The 19,149-nt window shown below is 73.3% G+C and carries 13 protein-coding genes; 6 read left to right on the top strand and 7 right to left on the bottom strand.

Features of this window, described 5'->3' with window-relative positions; genetic code table 11:
* Positions 1 to 6: 6 nt before the first annotated feature.
* Positions 7 to 1,086, top strand: a complete 1,080-nt coding sequence (locus tag ACZ7LT_RS14455; RefSeq protein WP_471236374.1) for a M23 family metallopeptidase — start codon at positions 7 to 9, stop codon at positions 1,084 to 1,086.
* 106 nt (positions 1,087 to 1,192) lie between these two features.
* On the top strand, positions 1,193 to 2,137 hold the full coding sequence (locus tag ACZ7LT_RS14450) for an aldo/keto reductase (RefSeq protein ID WP_471236373.1): 945 nt from the start codon (positions 1,193 to 1,195) through the stop codon (positions 2,135 to 2,137).
* Between the two features lie 109 nt (positions 2,138 to 2,246).
* Here ACZ7LT_RS14450 and ACZ7LT_RS14445 read toward each other — a convergent pair whose 3' ends face one another.
* The 4 genes from ACZ7LT_RS14445 to ACZ7LT_RS14430 all read right to left on the bottom strand — a co-directional run bounded on the left by ACZ7LT_RS14445 (position 2,247) and on the right by ACZ7LT_RS14430 (position 7,433).
* Positions 2,247 to 3,569, bottom strand: a complete 1,323-nt coding sequence (locus ACZ7LT_RS14445; protein WP_471236372.1) for a PrsW family intramembrane metalloprotease — start codon at positions 3,567 to 3,569, stop codon at positions 2,247 to 2,249.
* Positions 3,570 to 3,623: 54 nt separating this feature from the next.
* Entirely contained in the window at positions 3,624 to 4,343 is a 720-nt protein-coding gene (trmB, locus tag ACZ7LT_RS14440) for a tRNA (guanosine(46)-N7)-methyltransferase TrmB (RefSeq protein ID WP_471236969.1), read from the bottom strand.
* Positions 4,344 to 4,735: 392 nt separating this feature from the next.
* Positions 4,736 to 5,920 (bottom strand): L-2-hydroxyglutarate oxidase, encoded by a 1,185-nt coding sequence (gene lhgO, locus ACZ7LT_RS14435; protein ID WP_471236371.1) that lies wholly within the window; start codon positions 5,918 to 5,920, stop codon positions 4,736 to 4,738.
* A 94-nt stretch (positions 5,921 to 6,014) separates the two neighbouring features.
* Positions 6,015 to 7,433, bottom strand: coding sequence for an MFS transporter (locus ACZ7LT_RS14430; protein ID WP_471236370.1), 1,419 nt, complete (start codon positions 7,431 to 7,433; stop codon positions 6,015 to 6,017).
* 665 nt (positions 7,434 to 8,098) lie between these two features.
* On the opposite strand from ACZ7LT_RS14430, the gene ACZ7LT_RS14425 reads away from it, so the two are divergent.
* Positions 8,099 to 10,216, top strand: coding sequence for an asparagine synthase-related protein (locus tag ACZ7LT_RS14425; RefSeq protein WP_471236369.1), 2,118 nt, complete (start codon positions 8,099 to 8,101; stop codon positions 10,214 to 10,216).
* A gap of 210 nt (positions 10,217 to 10,426) precedes the next feature.
* Here the strand turns inward: ACZ7LT_RS14425 and ACZ7LT_RS14420 are convergent, their stop codons facing one another.
* Together ACZ7LT_RS14420 and ACZ7LT_RS14415 are read right to left on the bottom strand one after the other, a co-directional pair.
* On the bottom strand, positions 10,427 to 12,313 hold the full coding sequence (locus tag ACZ7LT_RS14420; protein WP_471236368.1) for a sigma-70 family RNA polymerase sigma factor: 1,887 nt from the start codon (positions 12,311 to 12,313) through the stop codon (positions 10,427 to 10,429).
* Positions 12,314 to 12,556: 243 nt separating this feature from the next.
* A complete protein-coding gene (locus ACZ7LT_RS14415) occupies positions 12,557 to 13,366 on the bottom strand; it encodes a TetR/AcrR family transcriptional regulator (protein WP_471236367.1) in 810 nt (269 codons plus the stop codon).
* Positions 13,367 to 13,770: 404 nt separating this feature from the next.
* Between ACZ7LT_RS14415 and ACZ7LT_RS14410 the strand changes: the two genes are divergently transcribed.
* Complete coding sequence (locus ACZ7LT_RS14410) at positions 13,771 to 15,129, top strand: NAD(P)/FAD-dependent oxidoreductase (RefSeq protein ID WP_471236366.1); 1,359 nt, start codon at positions 13,771 to 13,773, stop codon at positions 15,127 to 15,129.
* A 102-nt stretch (positions 15,130 to 15,231) separates the two neighbouring features.
* Entirely contained in the window at positions 15,232 to 16,860 is a 1,629-nt protein-coding gene (locus ACZ7LT_RS14405; RefSeq protein WP_471236365.1) for an ATP-binding SpoIIE family protein phosphatase, read from the top strand.
* On the opposite strand, the gene ACZ7LT_RS14400 is transcribed toward ACZ7LT_RS14405, so the two are convergent.
* Positions 16,857 to 18,134 (bottom strand): MFS transporter, encoded by a 1,278-nt coding sequence (locus ACZ7LT_RS14400; RefSeq protein ID WP_471236364.1) that lies wholly within the window; start codon positions 18,132 to 18,134, stop codon positions 16,857 to 16,859. The two genes, ACZ7LT_RS14405 and ACZ7LT_RS14400, sit on opposite strands and share 4 nt — an antisense overlap.
* A gap of 142 nt (positions 18,135 to 18,276) precedes the next feature.
* Here ACZ7LT_RS14400 and ACZ7LT_RS14395 point away from each other — a divergent pair, with 142 nt between their 5' ends.
* Positions 18,277 to 18,843: a MarR family winged helix-turn-helix transcriptional regulator gene (locus tag ACZ7LT_RS14395; RefSeq protein ID WP_471236363.1), complete on the top strand. Its 567-nt coding sequence runs from the start codon at positions 18,277 to 18,279 to the stop codon at positions 18,841 to 18,843.
* The last annotated feature ends 306 nt before the right edge of the window (positions 18,844 to 19,149 follow it).

Below are 19,149 nucleotides of genomic sequence, written 5' to 3'. Positions count from 1 at the left end.
GCCTCCGTGGCGTCCAACAGCCCTGCCCCCGAAGCTCCCTTCGACTCGTTCGGTGCCTCGGGTGCCCCGGGCGCGGACGCGCACACGCAGGAGTGGGGTGAATGGAACCCCACCGAGGACTCCGTACGGCCCGTGCGTGGCCGTCACCGCATCGCCAAGCAGCGCTCCAACTTCGCCCGTAGCTCCACGGTCCTCGGCGTCGGTGTCATCGCCGCGGTCGGCGCGGGCGGCATGGCCACCGCGCAGGACAAGCCGCCGGTCTCCATCTCGCTGCCCGATCTGCCGGACGCCGTCACCGACCACCTCCCGGACCCCGCCTCGCTGCCGGGCGTCGGCTCCCTGATCGCCGACGAGGACGCCACCCCCGAGCCGAACAACCCGGCGCCCCTCACCTCCGCCTCCCTGACCACCGCGCCCGCCGGCGGCGAAGAGCGGCCGCAGGAGCGGGCCGGCGCCGACGCGGGCGAGGTCCTGCGCGCCCGGATCCTCCAGCAGGCCGAGCAGCAGCAGGCCTCCGCCGACGCCGAGGCGAAGGCGGCCGCGGAGAAGGCGGCGGCCGAGAAGGCGGCGGCCGAGGCGAAGTCCCAGCAGACCGTGGCGGCGAAGGAAGCCGAGGCGGCGAAGAAGAAGGCCGAGGCGGAGGCGGCGGCGAAGGCGGAGGCCGAGCGTCTGGCCAAGCTCGCCGCGAGCTACGCCCTCCCGCTCTCCTCGTACACGCTCACCTCCACCTACGGCCAGTCCGGCTCCATGTGGTCCTCCGGCCAGCACACCGGCCTCGACTTCGCGGCCCCCACGGGCACCCCGCTGAAGGCGGTGCACGGCGGCACGGTCAAGTCGGCGGGCTGGTCCGGCTCGTACGGCTACCGCGTCGTCCTGGAGCTCCAGGACGGTACGGAGATCTGGTACGCCCACATGTCGTCGATGACGGTCTCCGCCGGGCAGACCGTGGCGACCGGGGACACCATCGGCCGCGTGGGCGCGACGGGCAACGTCACCGGCCCGCACCTGCACATGGAGGTCCACACGGCCGGCGGCGCCGGGGTGGACCCGGCGGCCTGGCTGCGCGGCAAGGGCCTCTCGGTCTGACCCGCTTCCGGCCCGCTCGGCGTGAGCGGGCCGGGCCTTGTCGCCCCTGGTTGAGGTGGGACGGGCGCTTGGAATAGGGACCCTCGGGGACGGTGTTGTCCAGCCCATGACTTCTCTGCGCCAGCTGGGCACCTCCGACCTCCACGTCTTCCCCCTCGCTCTCGGCGGCAACGTCTTCGGCTGGACCGCCGACGAGGCGCAGTCCTTCGCCGTCCTGGACGCGTACGCAGCCGCGGGCGGCAACTTCGTCGACACCGCCGACCTCTACTCGGCCTGGGCGCCGGGCAACGAGGGCGGCGAGTCCGAGACGGTCATCGGCGACTGGCTCGCGGCGCGCGGAAACCGCGACGACATCGTCGTCGCCACCAAGGTCGGCGCCCATCCTCAGTACAAGGGCCTGTCCGCCACGACGATCAAGGCCGCCGCCGAGGCGTCCCTGCGCCGGCTCCGTACGGACCACATCGACCTCTACTACACCCACTTCGACGACCCCGAGGTCCCGGTCGAGGAGATCATCACCGCGCTGGACCAGCTGGTGAAGGAGGGCAAGGTGCGCGCCATCGCCGCCTCCAACCTCACCGCGGCGCGGCTCCAGGAGTCCTTGGACTTCTCGGCGCGCGAGGGCCTGGCCTCTTATGTCGCCCTCCAGCCGCACTACAACCTGGTCTCGCGGGACACGTACGAGGGCGAGCTCCAGAAGACGGCAGAGCGGGCCGGCCTGGCCGCCATGCCGTACTTCGCGCTCGCGTCCGGCTTCCTCACCGGCAAGTACCGCCCCGGAGCGACCGTCGACAGCGCCCGCGCCGAGGGCGCGCAGGAGCACCTGGAGACCGAGCGGGGCCGCGCGGTCCTCGCCGCCCTGGACACGATCGCCGAGGCGCGCGGCGCCGAGATCGCGACGGTGGCCCTGGCCTGGCTGGCCGCCCGCCCGACGGTCGTGGCCCCGATCGCCTCGGCGCGTACGGTCGAGCAGCTCCCGGCGCTGCTGGCGCTCGCGGATCTGGAACTGACGGAGGAGGAGCAGGCGGCGCTGACGGCGGCGTCCGAGTAGGAGCCTGGGGTCGTCGCGGGGTGCCGGTCGTGGATCAGGCGCGGTAGGTCGTAGCGGCCCGGCCGTGGGTCAGGCCCGGTAGGTCGCGGGCGGTCCCGGATGTCGAGGGTCAGGCGCGGTACGGGTTGTACGCGCCGTCGTAGTCCAGGTGCGGCGGCGGGGTCCACACCCGGCCCGTCGCCCGCGCCGCGTACGTCAGCGAGGGGCCCGCGACCGCCTTGCGCTGCCACAGGTGGTGCAGCAGCTCCTGCTCACGCGCCATGAAGTCCGGGCCCGCCGCGCCGCGGTGGGCCCGGTGGCGGAGAAACGCCAGGGTCGTCGCGAACGCCTCGTACTCGACGACCGCGCGGGCCGCCGCCGGTCCGTACGTCCTGGCCGCGAAGTCCCGCGCCATGCCCCGCGCCCGCATCGAGGAGAGCGCGAGCGGCTCGGCAGGGGAGAGCCAGCCGGCCGCGGCGTAGGCGGGCAGGGCGCCGGATATCGTGCGCAGCTCCCGCTGCCGGCTCCATATCGCCAGCCAGGTCAGCAGCCCGAACGCCGGGACCATGAAGGCGCCGTAGACGGCGTAGAAGCCCCAGGGGCCGAAGAGCGACGCCGAGCCGTTCCAGAGCGCGTGCATGCCCATGGCCAGGGTGAGACCGAGCAGCGGCAGCAGGGTGCGCAGGACGCGGCGGCGGCGGGCGAGCATCGCGGCGACGCCGAAGCCGATGCCGGTGAGGACGGTGAAGAGCGGATGCGCGAAGGGCGACATCACGATCCGTACGAAGAAGGTCGCGGCGGTCACCGAGCCGAGGCCGCTCGAACCGAACTCCTGGTCCTCGCCGAAGGCGTTGCCGAGGTAGAGGATGTTCTCCGTGAAGGCGAAGCCGGTGGCTGTGAAGCCGGCGATGACAACGCCGTCGACCAGGCCGCCGAATTCCCGTCTGCGGAAGAGGAAGAGCAGCAGGATCGCGGCGGCCTTTGCGCTCTCCTCCACGACTGGTGCGATGACCGTGGCGCCGAGGGTGTCGGCCGAGGAGGGGTCGGCGGTGGCCGTGGCGATCCAGCGGGTGGCGAACGTGTTCGCGACGATCGCGACGAGGGTGGCGGCGCAGGCGCCCCAGCCGAAGGCGAACAGCATATTCCGCCAGGGTCCTGGCTCGACCCGGTCGAGCCAGCGGAAGGCGGCCATCAGCAGCGGTACAGGGAGGGTGGCCAGGCCCAGGCCGACGAGGAAGCCTTCCGTGCCGGTCTGTTCGCGGACGATCGCGAGGAGGACGAGGCCGCAGAGGGCGAGGACGGTGAAGACCGCGACGAGCCGCACCACCTTGCTGCGCCAGAACGCGCGCCGCGGGACGTACCGCCACTGGGCGCGGTCCGGCACGGCAGCGAACGTCGGCTCGGCCTCGTAGACCGGGACGGCGGGCTGGTGCGGCGCAGATGACTCGGACACCTGATGACCCTAGCGAGGCCCACTGACAGGCGCGACGGCTTCCGCGGCTCGCGGCTACTTCCGGCGGAACAGCAGGTCGTGCACGACGTGGCCCTTGTCCAGGCCCTGGCCCTCGAAACGGGTCAGCGGCCGGAAGGCCGGCCGGGGGGCGTAGCCGCCCTCGGGCACGGTGTTCTCGAAGTCCGGATGGGCGGAGAGCACTTCGAGCATCTGCTCGGCGTACGGCTCCCAGTCCGTGGCGCAGTGCAGGACGGCGCCGGGCTTCATCCTGGTCGCGAGGAGGGTGAGGAACTCCGGCTGGATCAGGCGCCGCTTGTGGTGGCGCTTCTTCGGCCAAGGGTCCGGGAAGTAGACGCGGGCGCCGTCGAGGGCGTCGGGCGTGAGCATCTCGCGCAGCAGGATGATCGCGTCACCGTTGGCGACGCGGATGTTGGACAGCCCGAGCCGGTCGGCGAGACCGAGGAGGTTGCCCTGGCCGGGGGTGTGGACGTCCACGGCGAGGATCCCGGTGTCCGGGTCGTCGGCGGCCATCTGCGCGGTGGCCTCCCCCATCCCGAACCCGATCTCCAGGACGACCGGCAGCCCGCCGAACATCTCTTTCAGATCGAGCACCCGCTGCCCGTCGATGTCGAGCCCCCAGCTCGGCCACAACTTCAGCAACGCCTCCGCCTGCCCGGCGGTGACCCGACTACGCCGCGGCTGAAAACTCCGAATCCGCCGCTCATGATGCGACCCAGCAGGATCGGGCGACGGCCCCTCCCCAGGCGCGAACATCCGACTGCCCCGCCGGGCGGGGGCGGGGTGGACGGGGGCGTGGGGTGCGGTTTCGCGGGGCTCAGACACAGTGGCCCCAATTCTACGGGGGGCGCCGGGGCGCCGGTCCGCGCCGCGGAAGGTGCGCGGCCTGTCGGGCACGGTCCGGGGTGCCCCCGCGGCGCGGAGCTGCCGCTCCGGGGGTTCGGGGTGCCGCCAACGCCCGCCTCGGGCTGTCCGCGCGGCGCGAGGCGGGCGGCTGGGGGTCCGGGGCGGGCACCTCGGCCCCGCCCGCCCCCCGCCCCGCGGCGCGGAGCTGCCGCTCCGGGGGTTCGGGGGCGCAGCCCCCGGTCTCGTCAGAGTTTCGGGGAGGGGCGGGGCGGGGGAAACAAACGCCCCACCCCCCGCCGCGCCTACAACGCCGCCAACGCCCGCCGCGCAATATCCCGCCCAATCGGCAGCGACGCCGTCGCCGCCGGAGACGGCGCGTTCAAGACGTGCACCGTCCGCGGCGCCTCGCGGATCAGGAAGTCGTCCGCCAGCGTCCCGTCCCGGAGGACCGCCTGCGCCCGGACGCCCGCCGCCGTCGGCCGCAGGTCGGACTCCTCGACGGCGGGCAGCAGGCGGCGCACGGCCGCCGTGAACGCCCGCTTCGAGACGGATCGCCGCAGCTCACCCGCCCCGTACCGCCAGTGGCGCCGCGCGATGGTCCAGGAGCCCGGCCAGGCCAGGGTCGACGCCAGCTCCCGGGGGCGGACGACCGTCCAGTCGTAGCCCTCGCGGGCCAGCGCGGGCACCGCGTTCGGCCCCACGTGGACGCCGCCGTCGATGCCCCGGGTCAGATGCACCCCGAGGAAGGGGAACGCCGGGTCCGGCACCGGGTAGACGAGGCCCCGCACCAGGTCCGGGCGGGTCAGTTCGTAGTACTCGCCCCGGAAGGGGACGATCCGCATGCCCGGGTCGTCGCCGGCCAGCCGCGCCACCCGGTCGCACTGGAGCCCGGCGCAGTTCACCAGGATCCGGCCCCGCACGATCCGCCCGGCCGCCGTCCGCACCGCCACACCCCAGGGCCGTCGGTCGATCGCGGTGACCTCGGAGCCGTAGTGGATCTCGGCCCCGGAGGCGTCCGCGAGCTGCGCCGCCACCGCGCCGTAGTCGCAGATCCCGGTCGTGCCGACATGGATCGCGGCCAGGCCACGCACGCGTGGCTCGTACGCGCTGATCTGCGCCGGGCCCAGCTCCCGTACCGGAATGCCGTTCTCCCGGCCGCGCTGCACCAGCGTGTGCAGCCGGGGCAGCTCGTCCCGCTCGGTGGCGACGATCAGCTTGCCGGTGACCTCGTGCGCGATGCCGTACTCCGCGCAGAACTTCACCATCTCGGCCGCGCCGCGCACGGCGAAACGTGCCTTCAGGGAGCCGGGCCGGTAGTAGATGCCGCTGTGGATGACGCCGCTGTTGCGCCCGGTCTGGTGCCGGGCGGGGCCGGCCTCCTTCTCCAGGACGGTCACCCGGGTCCCGGGCGCGGCACGGGTGATCGCGTACGCGGTCGACAGACCGACGATCCCGCCACCGATCACCAGCACGTCGCAGTCGAACACCGATCCCACCTCCCACCCCGAATAGTGCACTGACCCACTGACAATGCGCTTAAACCAGGTGGGACACGGGTCACGTCGACAGGTGGGACGTGGGTCACGCCGGAGCCATCAGCAGCGGGCGGGCCCGCTCCCGCAGCTCCACGACGCGCGGCTCGTCCCCGTACGGCTCCAGGCGGTGCAGCAGGTCCCGTACGTACTCGGTCGTACGGGCGGAGGAGATCCGCCCGGCCACCTCCACCGCGCGCGTGCCCGCCGCGCAGGCCGCGTCGAGGTTCCCCGACTCCAACTCGGCGACCGCGCTCACCACCAGGCGTAAGCCGTGGGAGCGGACGAACTCCTCGGTCGGCCGGGACAGGGCCTGCTCGGTGAAGCGGCGCACCTGCCGGGGGGCCTTCAGGTCGCGGTAGCACTCGGCGGCGTCGGCGGCGAACCGGTCGTACGAGTAGAAGCCCAGCCAGGACGGGTCCGCGTCGCCGTCCCGGGAGCGCTCGAGCCAGCCCTCGGCGGCCTTCAGCGCGGCCCCGGCGGCCACCGCGTCGTTCGCCTTGGCGTGGGCGCGGGCCTCCACGAGCCGGAAGAAGGACATCGTGCGGGCGGTGGCGAGGCCGCGGTTGCGTTCGAGGGCGGCCTGGGCCAGGTCGACGCCCTCGTCGGCGAAGCCGCGGTAGGTGGCCTGCAGCGACATGGAGGCGAGCACATAGCCGCCGAGCGGTACGTCGGCGGCGGCGCGGGCGAGTCGGAGCGCCTGGATGTAGTACCGCTGCGCGGCCTCCTGCTGGCCGGTGTCGAAGGCCATCCAGCCGGCCAGCCTGGTCAGCTCGGCGGTCGCGCCGAACAGCGCCCGGCCGACCTCGTCGGCGTACGAGCCGAGCAGCAGCGGCGCCGCGTCGACCCGCAGGCACTCGGGGACCATCGACGAACGCCAGTCCCCGCCGCCGTACTTGGAGTCCCAGCGCCGGGCGTCCTCCGCAGCCTCGCGCAGCTTCGCCACATCGCTGTGCCCCACGCGCGCGTGGCCCCCGTCCGGGGCCTCCACAGACCGCTCGACCGACGAGTCGGCGGGTGTTATCAGCCACCGGGACGCGGGCGTGGCGTACGCGCTGACCGCGAAGGAGCCCGCCAGGGACTGCCAGATCCCGCCACCGCCGGCGCGCCGACCGGCGAGATCCAGCCGGTACAGCTCGGTGGCCGACCGGACCGCCTCGGCGACGTCGCGCGGGAAGGCGAGACCCACCTCGGGCGCCGGGTCGGCGTCCGCGAGGCCGATCTCGTGCAGCGGCACCGGCCGACCGAGCTTCTGGCCGATCGCGGCGGCGATGAGGTGCGGCGCGGCGCCCTGCGGCACCATGCCCTTCGACACCCACCGGGCCACCGACGTCTTGTCGTAGCGAAGGGTCAGACCCCGCTGCGCGCCGAGGTCGTTGACCCGCCGGGCCAGTCCGGCGTTGCTGATTCCCGCGAGGGCGAGAACCGTGCCGAGCTTTTCGTTCGGCCCGCGTTGCTCCCTGGACATGCGCCACCCCTCGACACACCGACGGCCGCCGTGACACCAGGCAGGGGCGCACGGCATTCGTACTGCGTCCTCCCGGTGACACCCCCCGGACCTCCGGGAACTCCGACCGCAAGAGCATGTGGCCGAGCCCCTCGGAATATGCGCCCCCTGCGGAGAACAGCAGTGACACACAGCGTAGTTCGCCGCATCCCGACCGTTAAGAGGCGGTGTTCCGTATGGCGAGATTGTTGTGCGTACGGGCGGATGGTGACCGGCCGTCGTGCTCCCGGTGTGTGGCCGTGCGCCCGGCCGTGCGCTCTCGCCCGTCGGCGGGGCGGGGCGATTCCATGAGTATCGCGTGGGTCGGCCCACTGCGCGTTGGACCAGTGGGCTGGGGGACACCGCCGCCTTCAATCCCCGCGGGCGGCGGACCGGTCCGGGGGGCGGACACCGCCTCCCGGACCGTCGTAGGGGCGCCGTGCGGTTCCGCCGGGCGCCGAGAATGGCCGGATGCCGCCCATGGCCGGACGGTTTCGCGCAGCCGTGCGACCGTCGGCAACTGGCCAATGCCAGGGGCGCGTTCCCTTTTTGCGCGCGCTACCCTGAGCCACTCCTGTGCGCCGTTGTCGTGGCAGCATGTTCCCCACTGAACGTGGTGAGGGTTGTCCACAGTCTGTGGAGGCGCGATGCGGTGGCTGGTCGGCTGGAGCAGTATCGCCGCACGGTTCGGTACGGCGGGCACGGTCGGAGCGGGAGCCGACGCGCGCACCGTCCACCCTGTCGGCGCACAGCTCCTGTGGGGTGACCCCGATCCGCTGTGGGCGGTCGGCGACTGGCGCCCCGACGAAGTACGCGTCGTCACCGTCGACGCACCCGCCATCACCCGCCTCGCCGTCCTCGGCTGCTGCGCCGCGGGCGACGACGAACTACGCGCCGGACTGCTCGCCGCGCGCGGCGGCGCCCTGCGCCATCTCACCGCCTGGCCCGGCAGCTACACCGCCGTCGCTCAGATCGGCCGCCGCATCACCGTCGCCGGCGACCTCGCCGGCGCGCGGCCCGTCTTCCACACCCCCTGGGCGGGCGGCACCGCCTACGCCACCGCCGCCCTGCCGCTCGCCGACCTCATCGAGGCCCAGCTCGACATCGGCCACCTGGCCGCGCTCCTCGCCTGCCCCGAAACCCCGGAGGCGCTGCGCGACTCCACCCCGTACGCCGGGGTCAGACGCGTCCCGCCAGGCCACGCCCTCATCCTGCGCGAGGGCTCCCGCGAGATCGCCGGATACGAACCGGTGGCCTCGCTCGCCGTCGCCGCGCCCCAGCTCGACGCGGACCGCGCCGTCGACGGCGTACGGGAGGCCCTCGTCGCGGCCGTACGGGCCCGGCTCACCGCGCCCCGGCACGCCCCCGACCTCCCGCCGCCGGACCCCGGGCCCGTCCCCGGCATGGGCCCCGCGGACCGCCGCGCCGCCCGTGGCGGCCCCGCCCCCGGCATCGGCGCCGACCTCTCCGGCGGCAGCGCGTCCAGCACCCTCGCCCTGCTGGCCGCCGGGCTCCCCGGCAACCCCGGCACCGTCCTCGGCCACGGCACCGGCGCGGGCGAGCGACTCATCGCGGTCACCTTCAACGACCTCACCAGCCAGGGCCGCGAGGCCGAACTGGAACGGGCCCGTGCCATCGCCGCGAACCCCCGCCTGCACCACGTCGTGGTCGCCGCGGCCGAGGAGGCCCTGCCGTACGCCGAGCTGGAAGGCCCACTGACCGACGAACCCGGGCCCTCCCTGGTCACCGCCGAACGCCACCGGCGGCGGCTCGCCTCCGGCAGCGCCGACCACTTCACCGGCATCGGCGCCCGGCAAGTCCTCGACGCCCACCCCGCCCGCCTCGCCGACCTCCTCATGGACCGCCGCCGACGGCACCTGCTGAAGCCGGTCACCGCGCTCGCCAAGGCGTCCGGTCCTTCCGCCCAGTCCTTCTTCGTCCCGCTCACCGTCTACCGCGCCGCGCGCCGCCTCGCCCGTACGCCCTACCGCACCGGCCTGGAGACGGCGGCCGACCTGCTCCTGGAGGCGAACCGCTCGGGCCCCGGCCCGTCGGGGCCGCTCGGCGCGTCCCTCGCCGCGCTCGCCTGGTCCCGGCCGGGACCGGCGGCGCGCTGGTTGACGGGGGAGGCGCTCGCGGAGGTGTCGGTCCGGCTCAACCAGGCCGCGACGCGTCCCACTTCGGTGCAGCGGCCGGGGGAGGCACGCGCGCGTGCGGCGCTCGTACGGGCGGCGGCGGACCACCGGGTCCTGGAGCAGGCGGCGGAGATCCGCAGCCAGCGTCTGCACGCGCCCTTCCTGGACAACCAGGTCGTACGGGCCTGCCGCGCGCTCCCCGAAGCCCTCCGCGTCCAGCCGGGCGCCCGCGCGGCCGTCCTGCGCGCGGTCCTCGCCGGCGCCGGCATCCACGACCTGCCCCCCGGCTGGGGCGCGCCGTCCCACGCGACCTCCGCGGCGGCGACCCGGGCGGGCCTGAGCCTCTCCCTCCCCTACCTCCTGGCCCTCTTCGAGGCCCCCCTCCTCGCCGACGCGGGCCTGATCGAGGCCCACGTGGTCCGCCAAGCCCTCCACTCCGCCGCGGACGGCGCCCCGGTCCCCCTGGACGGCCTCGCGGACCTCGTCTCCACCGAACTCTGGCTCCGCCGCCTCCTCTCCCGCCGCGGCACCTGCTGGACGGGCCCGAACACCCCCCGCCCCCGGACCCCCCTGACCTCCACGACCACGAGATGGCTCCCCTCCCCAGCGGCAAGGGGCCTCCCCAGCTGAGGCCCGCGCGGCTACCGCCCAGCGGGTGCCCGGACCGCTCCACCTGCGGCGCGCAGCTGCCCATCCGAAAGGCCGCCCTGGCCCGCCTGCGGCGCGCAGCTGCCGCCCGGCGGGGCCCCGGGGGCTTCGCCCCTGAGCTGTCCCCCCACCCGCCCCCGGCAGGGTTTCGGGAAGGGGCGGGGTGGGGGACTTCTCCGCCCCGCCCCCGTGTCAGCCGCAGCCGATCCGGGACACCGCCCAGTCCGCCACAGCCACCCCGCCGAACGGCGCGCGCGGCTCCACGACCAGGCGGATCGTCTTCTGGCCCGAGATGTCGACCCGCAGGGGGACCGCCTGGTCACCGCCGTGGATCACCTTCGAGCGCCACAGGCGGCCTCTGTCGCCGTAGACGGAGAATCGCGCGGCGCCCAGACCCAGCGTCATGTCGTCGACGCCAACACGCGCCTCGTAGCTGCGGCAGGGGCGGTTGAGGTCGATGGTGACCGAGGAGCGGGTGTGCACGCTGACGCCGTGGGCGTACGACTCCCCGCCGATCCGCATGCCGTAGCGCTGCCAGAGCCAACTGCTCCCGCCCATCCGGACCTCGGGCCTGGTGCCGTCGCCGGCGATGTCGTACGTCAGCTCGTTGAGCTGGAAGATGGCGGGCGCCGGGGGCGGGGGCGGGGGCTTCGGCGTGGTCGGGGAGGGGCTCGGCTTGGGGGTGGGCGGGGGCGGTTTCGGGGTCGGCTTGGGCGGCGCGGGCTTGGGCTTCGGTGTGACCGGCGGCGTCGGCCGGGGCGTCGGTGTCGGGGCGGGCGCGGGGGCCGCAGGCTTCGGCGTGGGGGAGGGGGTCGGCTTCGGCGGGGTCGGCTTGGGCGGCGCGACGGGTGCCACGGCCGGCGGCGTCGGCCTTGGCCGGGCCACCGGCTCCGGGTCGCCGGAGAGCGCCCAGACCAGCCCAGCGGACGCGGCGACGGCCACCGCCGCCACAAGACCGGCCTTCGCCGGGGCGCCGAGCCCCTCGGCCGCCGCGACGGACGCCGCCCCCGGGGAGGCGGACGAGGACCCGGTCGCGGCCGCGGCGGCCCCCGCCCCGGCGGCGCCCACGGCGCCACCGGCCACGACCCCGGCCGCCTTGAGCGCGTACCCGGCGGCGAACCAGCCGATGACAGCGACCGGCAGCAGCGCCGGGATCCCGGCGTTGACATGCGCCAGCTCACCGGCGGCGAGCCGGCACTTGGCGCACTCGTCCAGGTGCTTGCGCAGTCCGCGCTCGGCCCGCATCCGCAGCCCGCCGCGCGCGTAGGCGCCGAGCCGGTCGGCATAGCGGGCGCAGTCCCCGCCGGAGGTCAGCGACTGGCTCACATGGGCCTGGAGATAGGCCTGCTTGAGCCCTTCGCGGGCCCGGCTGGCGAGCACGGCGGTGGCGTTGGCGGTCAGCCCGAAGAGCGGCGCGACCTCGCTCGGCGACTCCTCCTCGACGGTGGTGTGCCACAGGACCGCCTGCCACCGCTCGGGCAGCGAACGGAACGCCTGCATGGCGAGCGACTGCTCGGCCTCGTGCATGGCGAGGACGTCCGCGCCCAGGTCCAGCCCCGCGCCGAAGGAGCCGGTGTCGTCGGAGACTTCGGCGGCCCCGGCCGCGTCCGTGGCGAACGCCGCGAAGTCCTCGACCAGGTGCTCCCGCTTCGCCGTTTTCGTCCAGGCGGCGGCGACCCGCCGTACGGTCGTGAGCAGATACGCCCGCACGGCCTGCTCCGGCCCGGCGCCCCCGCGTACCGCCTGCAGCGTCCGCGCGAAGACCTCGCCGGTCAGGTCGTCGGCGGTGTACGCGTCCCGGCAGCACGTACGGGCGTACCGCCGTACCGCGCCCGAGTGCCGGCGGAACAGCTCCGCGTACGCGCTGTCGTCGCCGCTCCGCATGAGCTGGATCAATTCGGCGTCGGACGGCGGCAGCTCGACCGGCGGCGGGAGTACGGAGTCCGGGCGCGCCCAGTCCTGCCGTGCGGAGCCGGACACGCCATCGCGCTGTGCGGGAACCCCGGGCGGCGGGCTGGTCGGAGCTCCGGAGGAACCACCGGGAACGCCCTGGTTGGGCACCTGACCGTCACCGCTCATGGCGGAAGCTCCCCTGCGCACGCTCAGACCGCGATTCCGGGCAAGCGTGCCACAGAGCCGAGTCCCTCCGTCCTCCCCCGTCCGGCCAACCACTCATCCGGGGTGGGAGACCGAAAGCGGGCACGGCATATCACCCGTTCGTGGAAGCGTCGACGGACTGCCCAATGACGTGGTGCCACCGGGACGGTCCGGCGGCAGCGGCGGGCTGTACACAGACAGCGCGCCGCCGTCACGCCGTACCCGCTACGCGGGCCGGGAGCGCAGTCCCTCCAGCAGGATGTCCAGGAGCCGGGCCGAAGCGGCCGCCTGCTGCTCCGCGTCGGGCAGCGCGGGCGCCGCCGTGGCTATGACCAGCAGGACATCCGCCACCGTCACATCGGCGCGCAGCTCACCCGCCTCCCGCGCGCGGGCCACCAGCTGGCCCACGACCTGGAGCAGCTCCGAGGCGCCCGCGTCGTCCTGCTCCACGGCCGGCACCCCGCGCGGCGCGACCACGCGCAGCTCCGTACGGCCCGGCTCGCCGTGCCGCTGCTGCGGCACCCGCGCCTCGTCGAGCCCACCCGACGCACCCAACAGGCCCGACTCGCCGACCGGAACGTCCTCGACGTCCACACCTACCCGCAGTATGTGCGGCGGCAGCAGTCGTCCCGCGCCGGAGGCGACCGACGTCCGCAGGAAGCGGGAGAGGGCCGACCACGGCTGCTCCTCCTGCCCCAGCGCGGCCCTGGCCTGCTCGGTGAGCCGGGAGGTCTCCTCCTCGGCTATCCGGCGCACCAGCACGTCCTTGCTGGGGAACCGGCGGTAGACCGTGCCGACGCCGACCCGCGCACGGCGGGCCACGTCCTCCATCGGCGCCCCGTAGCCGAGCTCGCCGAACACCTCGCGCGCGGCGCGCAGGACGTGCTCCAGATTGCGCTGTGCGTCCACCCGCAGCGGGGCGGGACGCCCGATCGCACCGCCGCCGTGAGCCGCCGGTCCCGCGGCCCCCGCACGTCCGTTACCCAGGCCGTCCGATGTGACGACGGCCTGCCAATGCGAATCCTGAATATGCATACAAATATCCCCCGGTCATGATGTCTCCCCCCGGAGACTCCCCTCCCTGACAGTCGGGGCCCCAGACCCGACACGCTCAGGTCGATCACGCGACGACCCGACACCCCGACGGGATACGAACATAGTTGAGTCGGAGTCAATTCAGAAGAGGCAGTTCCGCACGGTGCGCCCCCCGATCGGAGCAAGGGCCGGAACACTCCCGATTATGCCCCCTCGCAGTACCCCCCACCCCTGACCTGACCTGCTCGAATTCCCTCCCGCTCCGGCCGTCCGCCACCCCGCGCCTCCCCGCTCCCCCGGTCACACAATCTGTCGGGCCTGTGGACAAACTCCGAAGCTCGTTGCGTCATGGGACAGTGACCGAACCTGTGCGCGTTCTCGTTGTCGGCGGTGGCTACGTAGGCATGTACACAGCGCTGCGCCTCCAACGGAAGCTCAAGGCCGAGCTCAGAAGCGGCTCGGTCGAGATCGTCGTGGTCACACCCGATCCGTACATGACGTACCAGCCTTTCCTGCCGGAGGCGGCCGCCGGCTCCATCTCGCCGCGCCATGTCGTCGTCCCGATCCGCCGCGTTCTCGACCGGTGCCGGATCGTCATCGGCGAGGCGCAGGCGATCGACCATGCCAAGCGAACGGCCACCCTCACCACCCTCGCCACCGAGGAGGAGTCCACGGGCCCGGTCCAGATGGCGTACGACGAACTGGTCATCGCCCCCGGCTCGATCTCCCGGACCCTCCCGATCCCGGGGCTCGCGGACTACGGCATCGGATTCAAGACCGTCGAAGAGGCCATCGGCCTGCGCAACCACGTCATCGAGCAGATGGACATCGCCTCCTCCACCCGCGACCCGGCCCTGCGCGACGCCGCCCTCACCTTCGTCTTCGTCGGCGGCGGCTACGCCGGCGTCGAGGCCCTGGGCGAGCTGGAGGACATGGCCCGCTACACCGCGCGGTACTACCACAACGTCAAACACCAGGACATGAAGTGGATCCTCGTCGAGGCGACGAACCGGATCCTCCCCGAGGTCGGGGAGGAGATGGGCAAGTACGCCATCCGCGAGCTGCGCGCCCGCAACATCGACGTACGCCTGGACACCCGTCTGGAGTCCTGCGAGGACCGCGTCGCCGTCCTCAGCGACGGCGCCCGCTTCCCGACCCGTACGGTCGTGTGGACCGCCGGCGTCAAACCAGCGCCGGTCCTGGCGGCCACCGACCTGCCCCTCAACGGACGGGGCCGGCTCAAGTGCACGGCCCACCTCACCGTCGACGGCGTCACGCACGCGTGGGCCGCAGGAGACGCCGCCGCCGTCCCGGACGTCACCTCCGACGAGCCGGGCAAGGAATGCGCCCCCAACGCCCAGCACGCCGTACGCCAGACCAAGGTCCTCGCCGAGAACATCGTCGCGTCCCTGCGCGGGCAGCCGCTCAAGGAGTACGCCCACGCGTACGCGGGGTCCGTCGCCTCGCTCGGTCTCCACAAGGGCGTGGCGCATGTCTACGGACGCAAGCTGAAGGGCTACCCTGCCTGGTTCATGCACCGCGTCTACCACCTCAGCCGCGTGCCCACCTTCAACCGGAAGGCCCGGGTCCTGGCCGAGTGGACCCTCGCGGGCCTGTTCAAACGGGAGATCGTCTCACTCGGCTCACTGGAGCATCCCCGCGCCGAGTTCGAACTCGCGGCAGCGCCCCCGTCCGCACCTGCGAAGGTCGATCCGAAGGACGACCCGCAAGCGGATACCAAGGACGGCAAAGCGTCCGACTGACCCCATTGTCAGTGCGGTCGGTCACACTGGACGTGTGACCATAGGTGGGCTCACACCTGCACAGAGTGACAGCGGCAACGACACCACGAGGCTTACAGATCCGTGAATTTCACGCGTTGGAGCGCCCGGCTCCCCGGTACGCAGCGTCGCGCCGCCGCGCGGTCGGACCGCGGCTCCGTGCCCGCCGCCCGGGGTGAGTACGACCAGTTGGAGCCCCTGCCCGACGACGTCCCCGCCCTTGACGACTTCTCCGTACGGGAGATCCTCGGCCGCCTCCCCGGCCTGGTCGCCCTTGTGTACGGCTCCGAGCACCGGGTCGCGTACGTCAACGACGCCTACGCCGCCGCGTTCGGCCCGCGCCCGGCCGGCACCCCCGCGGCCAGCGGCTGCCCGGAGGCCGACGAGCTCGGCCTGCTGCCGCTGATGGACCAGGTCCTGCGCAGCGGAAAGCCACGTACCGTCAAGTCCCGCCGCACCCAGGACGGCGGCTCCTACACGGTCACGTGCCTGCCCGTCGACACACCGCGCCACGGCGGCGGAGTCCTCGTGCACGCCGCCGACGTCACCGACCACGCCGAGGCCGCCGAGCGGCTGCGCGCCAGCGAGCGCCGCCACCGCGAAACGGCCGTCACCCTCCAGCGCTCCCTGCTGCCCCAGGAGCTGGAGCAGCCCGACGACCTCAGGATCGCCGCCACGTATCAGCCCGGCGGCACGGACGCGGCGGTCGGCGGAGACTGGTACGACGTGATCACGCTCGGCGCGGGCCGCACAGCCCTCGTGATCGGTGACGTGATGGGCCGGGGTGTCCGCGCGGCGGCCGTGATGGGCCAGCTCCGTACGGCCGTCCGCGCCTACGCCCGGCTGGACCTGCCGCCCCACGAGGTCCTCCAGCTCCTCGACGGCCTCGCCGCGGAGATCGACGCCAGCCAGATCGCCACGTGCGTCTACGCCGTCCACGACCCCAACGAAGGCCGTCTCGTCTACGCCTCCGCCGGCCACCTCCCGATCCTCGTCAGAGACGAGGACGGCTCGGTCCGCCGCGCCGAGGAACCGACCGGCCCCCCGCTCGGCACGGGCGGCTGGCTCCACAGCTCCGGCACGATCGCCCTGCCGCCCGGCTCCACCGCCGTCCTCTACACCGACGGCCTGGTCGAGCGGCGCCGCGAGGACATCGACGAAGGCGTCGCCGCCCTGGAAAGGGCCCTCTCCGGGGCCACCGGCACCCCGCAGGTCGTCTGCGACAGGCTGCTGCGCGCCCTGGGAGTCACCGCCGAACACGACGACGACGTCGCCGTCCTGGTCCTCCAGCACCCCTCCCGTACGGGCCCCGACGCCGAGCTCTTCCACAACGCCGCCCTCGAACTGCTCGGCGGCGTCGAAGCCGCGCCACGCGCGCGTGCCTTCGCCTCCGGGGTCCTCTCCAGCTGGCGCTTCCCGACGGAGCTGCGCGATCTCGGCGTCCTCGCCACCAGCGAGCTGGTCGCCAATTCGCTCCAGCACGGCACCCCGCCCATGCGCCTGCGGCTGAGGCGCACGGACCGCCGCCTGATCATCGAGGTGACGGACGGCGACGACCATCTGCCGCGCCGCCGCCGCGCGGAAACGGAGGACGAGGCGGGTCGCGGAATCTCGATCATCGCGACGATCGCCTCGTCCTGGGGCAGCCGCCGCACGCCGGGTGGCGGCAAGGCGGTCTGGTGCGAGTTCGCCCTGCCCGACCAGCCCGACTAGGCGGAGGCCTCGACCCGCTGCTCGGGCTTGTGCTGGGCCACGACACGGGACGCCTTGGCGGCCAGTGACGGCTGGTCCTGCACCGGTGTGAGCTGCCTGCCCATCCGCAGCGCCAGCACGGTGATGCCGAGCGAGAAGAGGATGAACGTCACGATGTACGGCCCGTGCAGCGCGGCCCCCATGGGCCCGCCCACGGCCGGACCGACCGCCAGTGCGAGCTGCTTGACCAGGGCGAACGCGGAGTTGTACTGCCCGACCATCGACTCCGGCGCCAGATCGGCCACCAGCGGGGCCACGGTCGGCGACAGCATCGCCTCACCGAGCCCGAAGAGGGCGTACGTGGAGATGAACGCGGCGGTCGCCATGGTCTGGCTGCCGTGCCCGAGCCCCGCGTACCCGGCGATCACCCACGCCGCGGTCCAGATGAGCCCCACAGCCGCGATCACCCGGCTCCGCCGGCGCCGCTCCACGAACCGGAGCACCACGAACTGGGCGACGACGATGACGGCCGTGTTGGCGGCCAGCGCCATCCCGAGCGTCGCCGGCTTGATCCCGGCGGCCTCGGTGCCGTACGCCGCGAGCCCCGACTCGAACTGTCCGTAGCAGGCGAAGAAGAGGACGAAGCCCAGCACGCACAGCTGCACCATCACCTTGTGCCCGAGCAGCGCCCGCATCCCGCCCTTGGCCTTGGCCTCGGTGTTCTCGGGCCGACCGCCCGGCAGAGCGGGGGACCCGGGCAGCCGCACGGACGCGGCGATCCCGGCGAGGACCAGGAACATCACGGCCTCGATCGAGAACAGCAGGGTGAAGCTGGAGGGGCGGCTCTCGTCGACGATCTGCCCGCCGATCAGGCCACCGATACCGAGCCCGAGGTTCTGCAGAAAGAACTGCATGGCGAACGCCCGCGTCCGCGACGACGCCGTCGAGCACCAGACGATCATCGTCGCGAGCGCCGGCTGCATGACCGCCGTACCGGCGCCGAGCAGCGCCGCCGACAGCACCACCGTCGTCACACTGCCCGCGAGCCCCATCCCGAGGGCGCCCACCGACGCCAGCACCGCGGCGACCAGCAGTACGGGGAGCGGCCCGCGCCGGTCGATCGCCCGACCACTGAAGGGGAGGACGACGAGCGCGGCCATGGCGAAGACGGCAAGGACGGCACCCGCCGTCGTCGCACCCAGATCCCGCACCTGCGCCACGTACACATAGAGGTACGGCACGGTGAAGCCGAGCCCGAACGCGCTCAGCGCGCCACCTGCCTGAATCCGGCGCATCGCTGCGCCCCTCACCTTGGTCACACTCACCAACTTCTGGCCTGAAGGACTGAACCCTGAAGACTTCAACACTAAAGTTCGAGCCTTAACAATACACATCGAAGGACTTCAACGCCAACGGCAGCCGTGGGATACTCGCCGCATGTCCGACACCCCCGAGCAGCCCGGCACGCAGTCCCTGCAGGAGCCGAGCCTCGACGAGCAGATCGCCGCCTATCAGCGCGAGTTCCGCGACCTCGACCCCCAGGTCGAGAAGGTGGTCTCCGCCCTCGGCCGGCTGAACCGCCGGATGAACGTCGCGTACGGCCGCCAGGTGGCCGATCTCGGCATCAGCAACGCCGAGTGGGAAGTCCTCAAGACCCTCGTCCTGGCCGGAGCCCCCTACCGCCTGGGCCCCGGCGAACTCGCCAAGCGCCTCGGCCTCACCCCGGCCGCCATGACCCACCGCATCGACCGCATGGCGGGCGAGGGCCTGGTGACCCGCGACCGCGACGAGAACAACCGCGTGCGGGTGATCGTCGAGCTGACCGACGAGGGCCGTGCGAAGTGGCTGGAGGCCATGCGCATGGCGACGGACTTCGAGGAGGAGCTCCTCCAGGACCTGTCGAGCGACGAACGCGGCGTCCTGGGCGAGCTGCTGATCCGCCTCCTCCGCCGCGTGGAACACACCCAGCCGGACGCGGGCGGACGCCTCACCGACCTGGACTGAGGCCCGGAGGGGCCGGGTTGACACGCCCCTCCCGGATACGTAGTGTTCTCCGAGTTGTCACGGAGCCGGAACGGTTCTGCGACAGCCATCCCGCCGCGAATGCGGCACCCCAACTCAGCACGATCTCCCAACCGGGACGAATTTCGGCATGCCGAAATTCATTTCGAAGACTCGATTATGAGTCGCCCGGGAAATCCGCTAGAGTTTGGAACGTCGGAACGGCCCAACAGCCGGAAAGACAACTCCCGCTGACTGGGAATCAGGCCCGAAAGGATCTGATAGAGTCGGAACCGCCGGAAAGGGAAA

The sequence above is a fragment of the Streptomyces sp. NPDC039465 genome (assembly GCF_055639315.1).
Note: the sequence above shows the minus strand (reverse complement) of the source record. Positions and strands in the feature narration are given on the sequence as shown.

What these genes read in the sequence shown, in the direction of transcription:
- ACZ7LT_RS14420 (WP_471236368.1), bottom strand. Translation starts at nt 12,313, where the DNA reads ATGAGCGGTGACGGTCAGGTGCCCAACCAGGGCGTTCCCGGTGGTTCC.
- ACZ7LT_RS14415 (WP_471236367.1), bottom strand. Translation starts at nt 13,366, where the DNA reads ATGCATATTCAGGATTCGCATTGGCAGGCCGTCGTCACATCGGACGGC.
- ACZ7LT_RS14450 (WP_471236373.1), top strand. Translation starts at nt 1,193, where the DNA reads ATGACTTCTCTGCGCCAGCTGGGCACCTCCGACCTCCACGTCTTCCCC.
- ACZ7LT_RS14395 (WP_471236363.1), top strand. Translation starts at nt 18,277, where the DNA reads ATGTCCGACACCCCCGAGCAGCCCGGCACGCAGTCCCTGCAGGAGCCG.
- ACZ7LT_RS14425 (WP_471236369.1), top strand. Translation starts at nt 8,099, where the DNA reads ATGCGGTGGCTGGTCGGCTGGAGCAGTATCGCCGCACGGTTCGGTACG.
- ACZ7LT_RS14400 (WP_471236364.1), bottom strand. Translation starts at nt 18,134, where the DNA reads ATGCGCCGGATTCAGGCAGGTGGCGCGCTGAGCGCGTTCGGGCTCGGC.
- trmB (WP_471236969.1), bottom strand. Translation starts at nt 4,343, where the DNA reads ATGTTCGCGCCTGGGGAGGGGCCGTCGCCCGATCCTGCTGGGTCGCAT.
- ACZ7LT_RS14430 (WP_471236370.1), bottom strand. Translation starts at nt 7,433, where the DNA reads ATGTCCAGGGAGCAACGCGGGCCGAACGAAAAGCTCGGCACGGTTCTC.
- ACZ7LT_RS14410 (WP_471236366.1), top strand. Translation starts at nt 13,771, where the DNA reads ATGTACACAGCGCTGCGCCTCCAACGGAAGCTCAAGGCCGAGCTCAGA.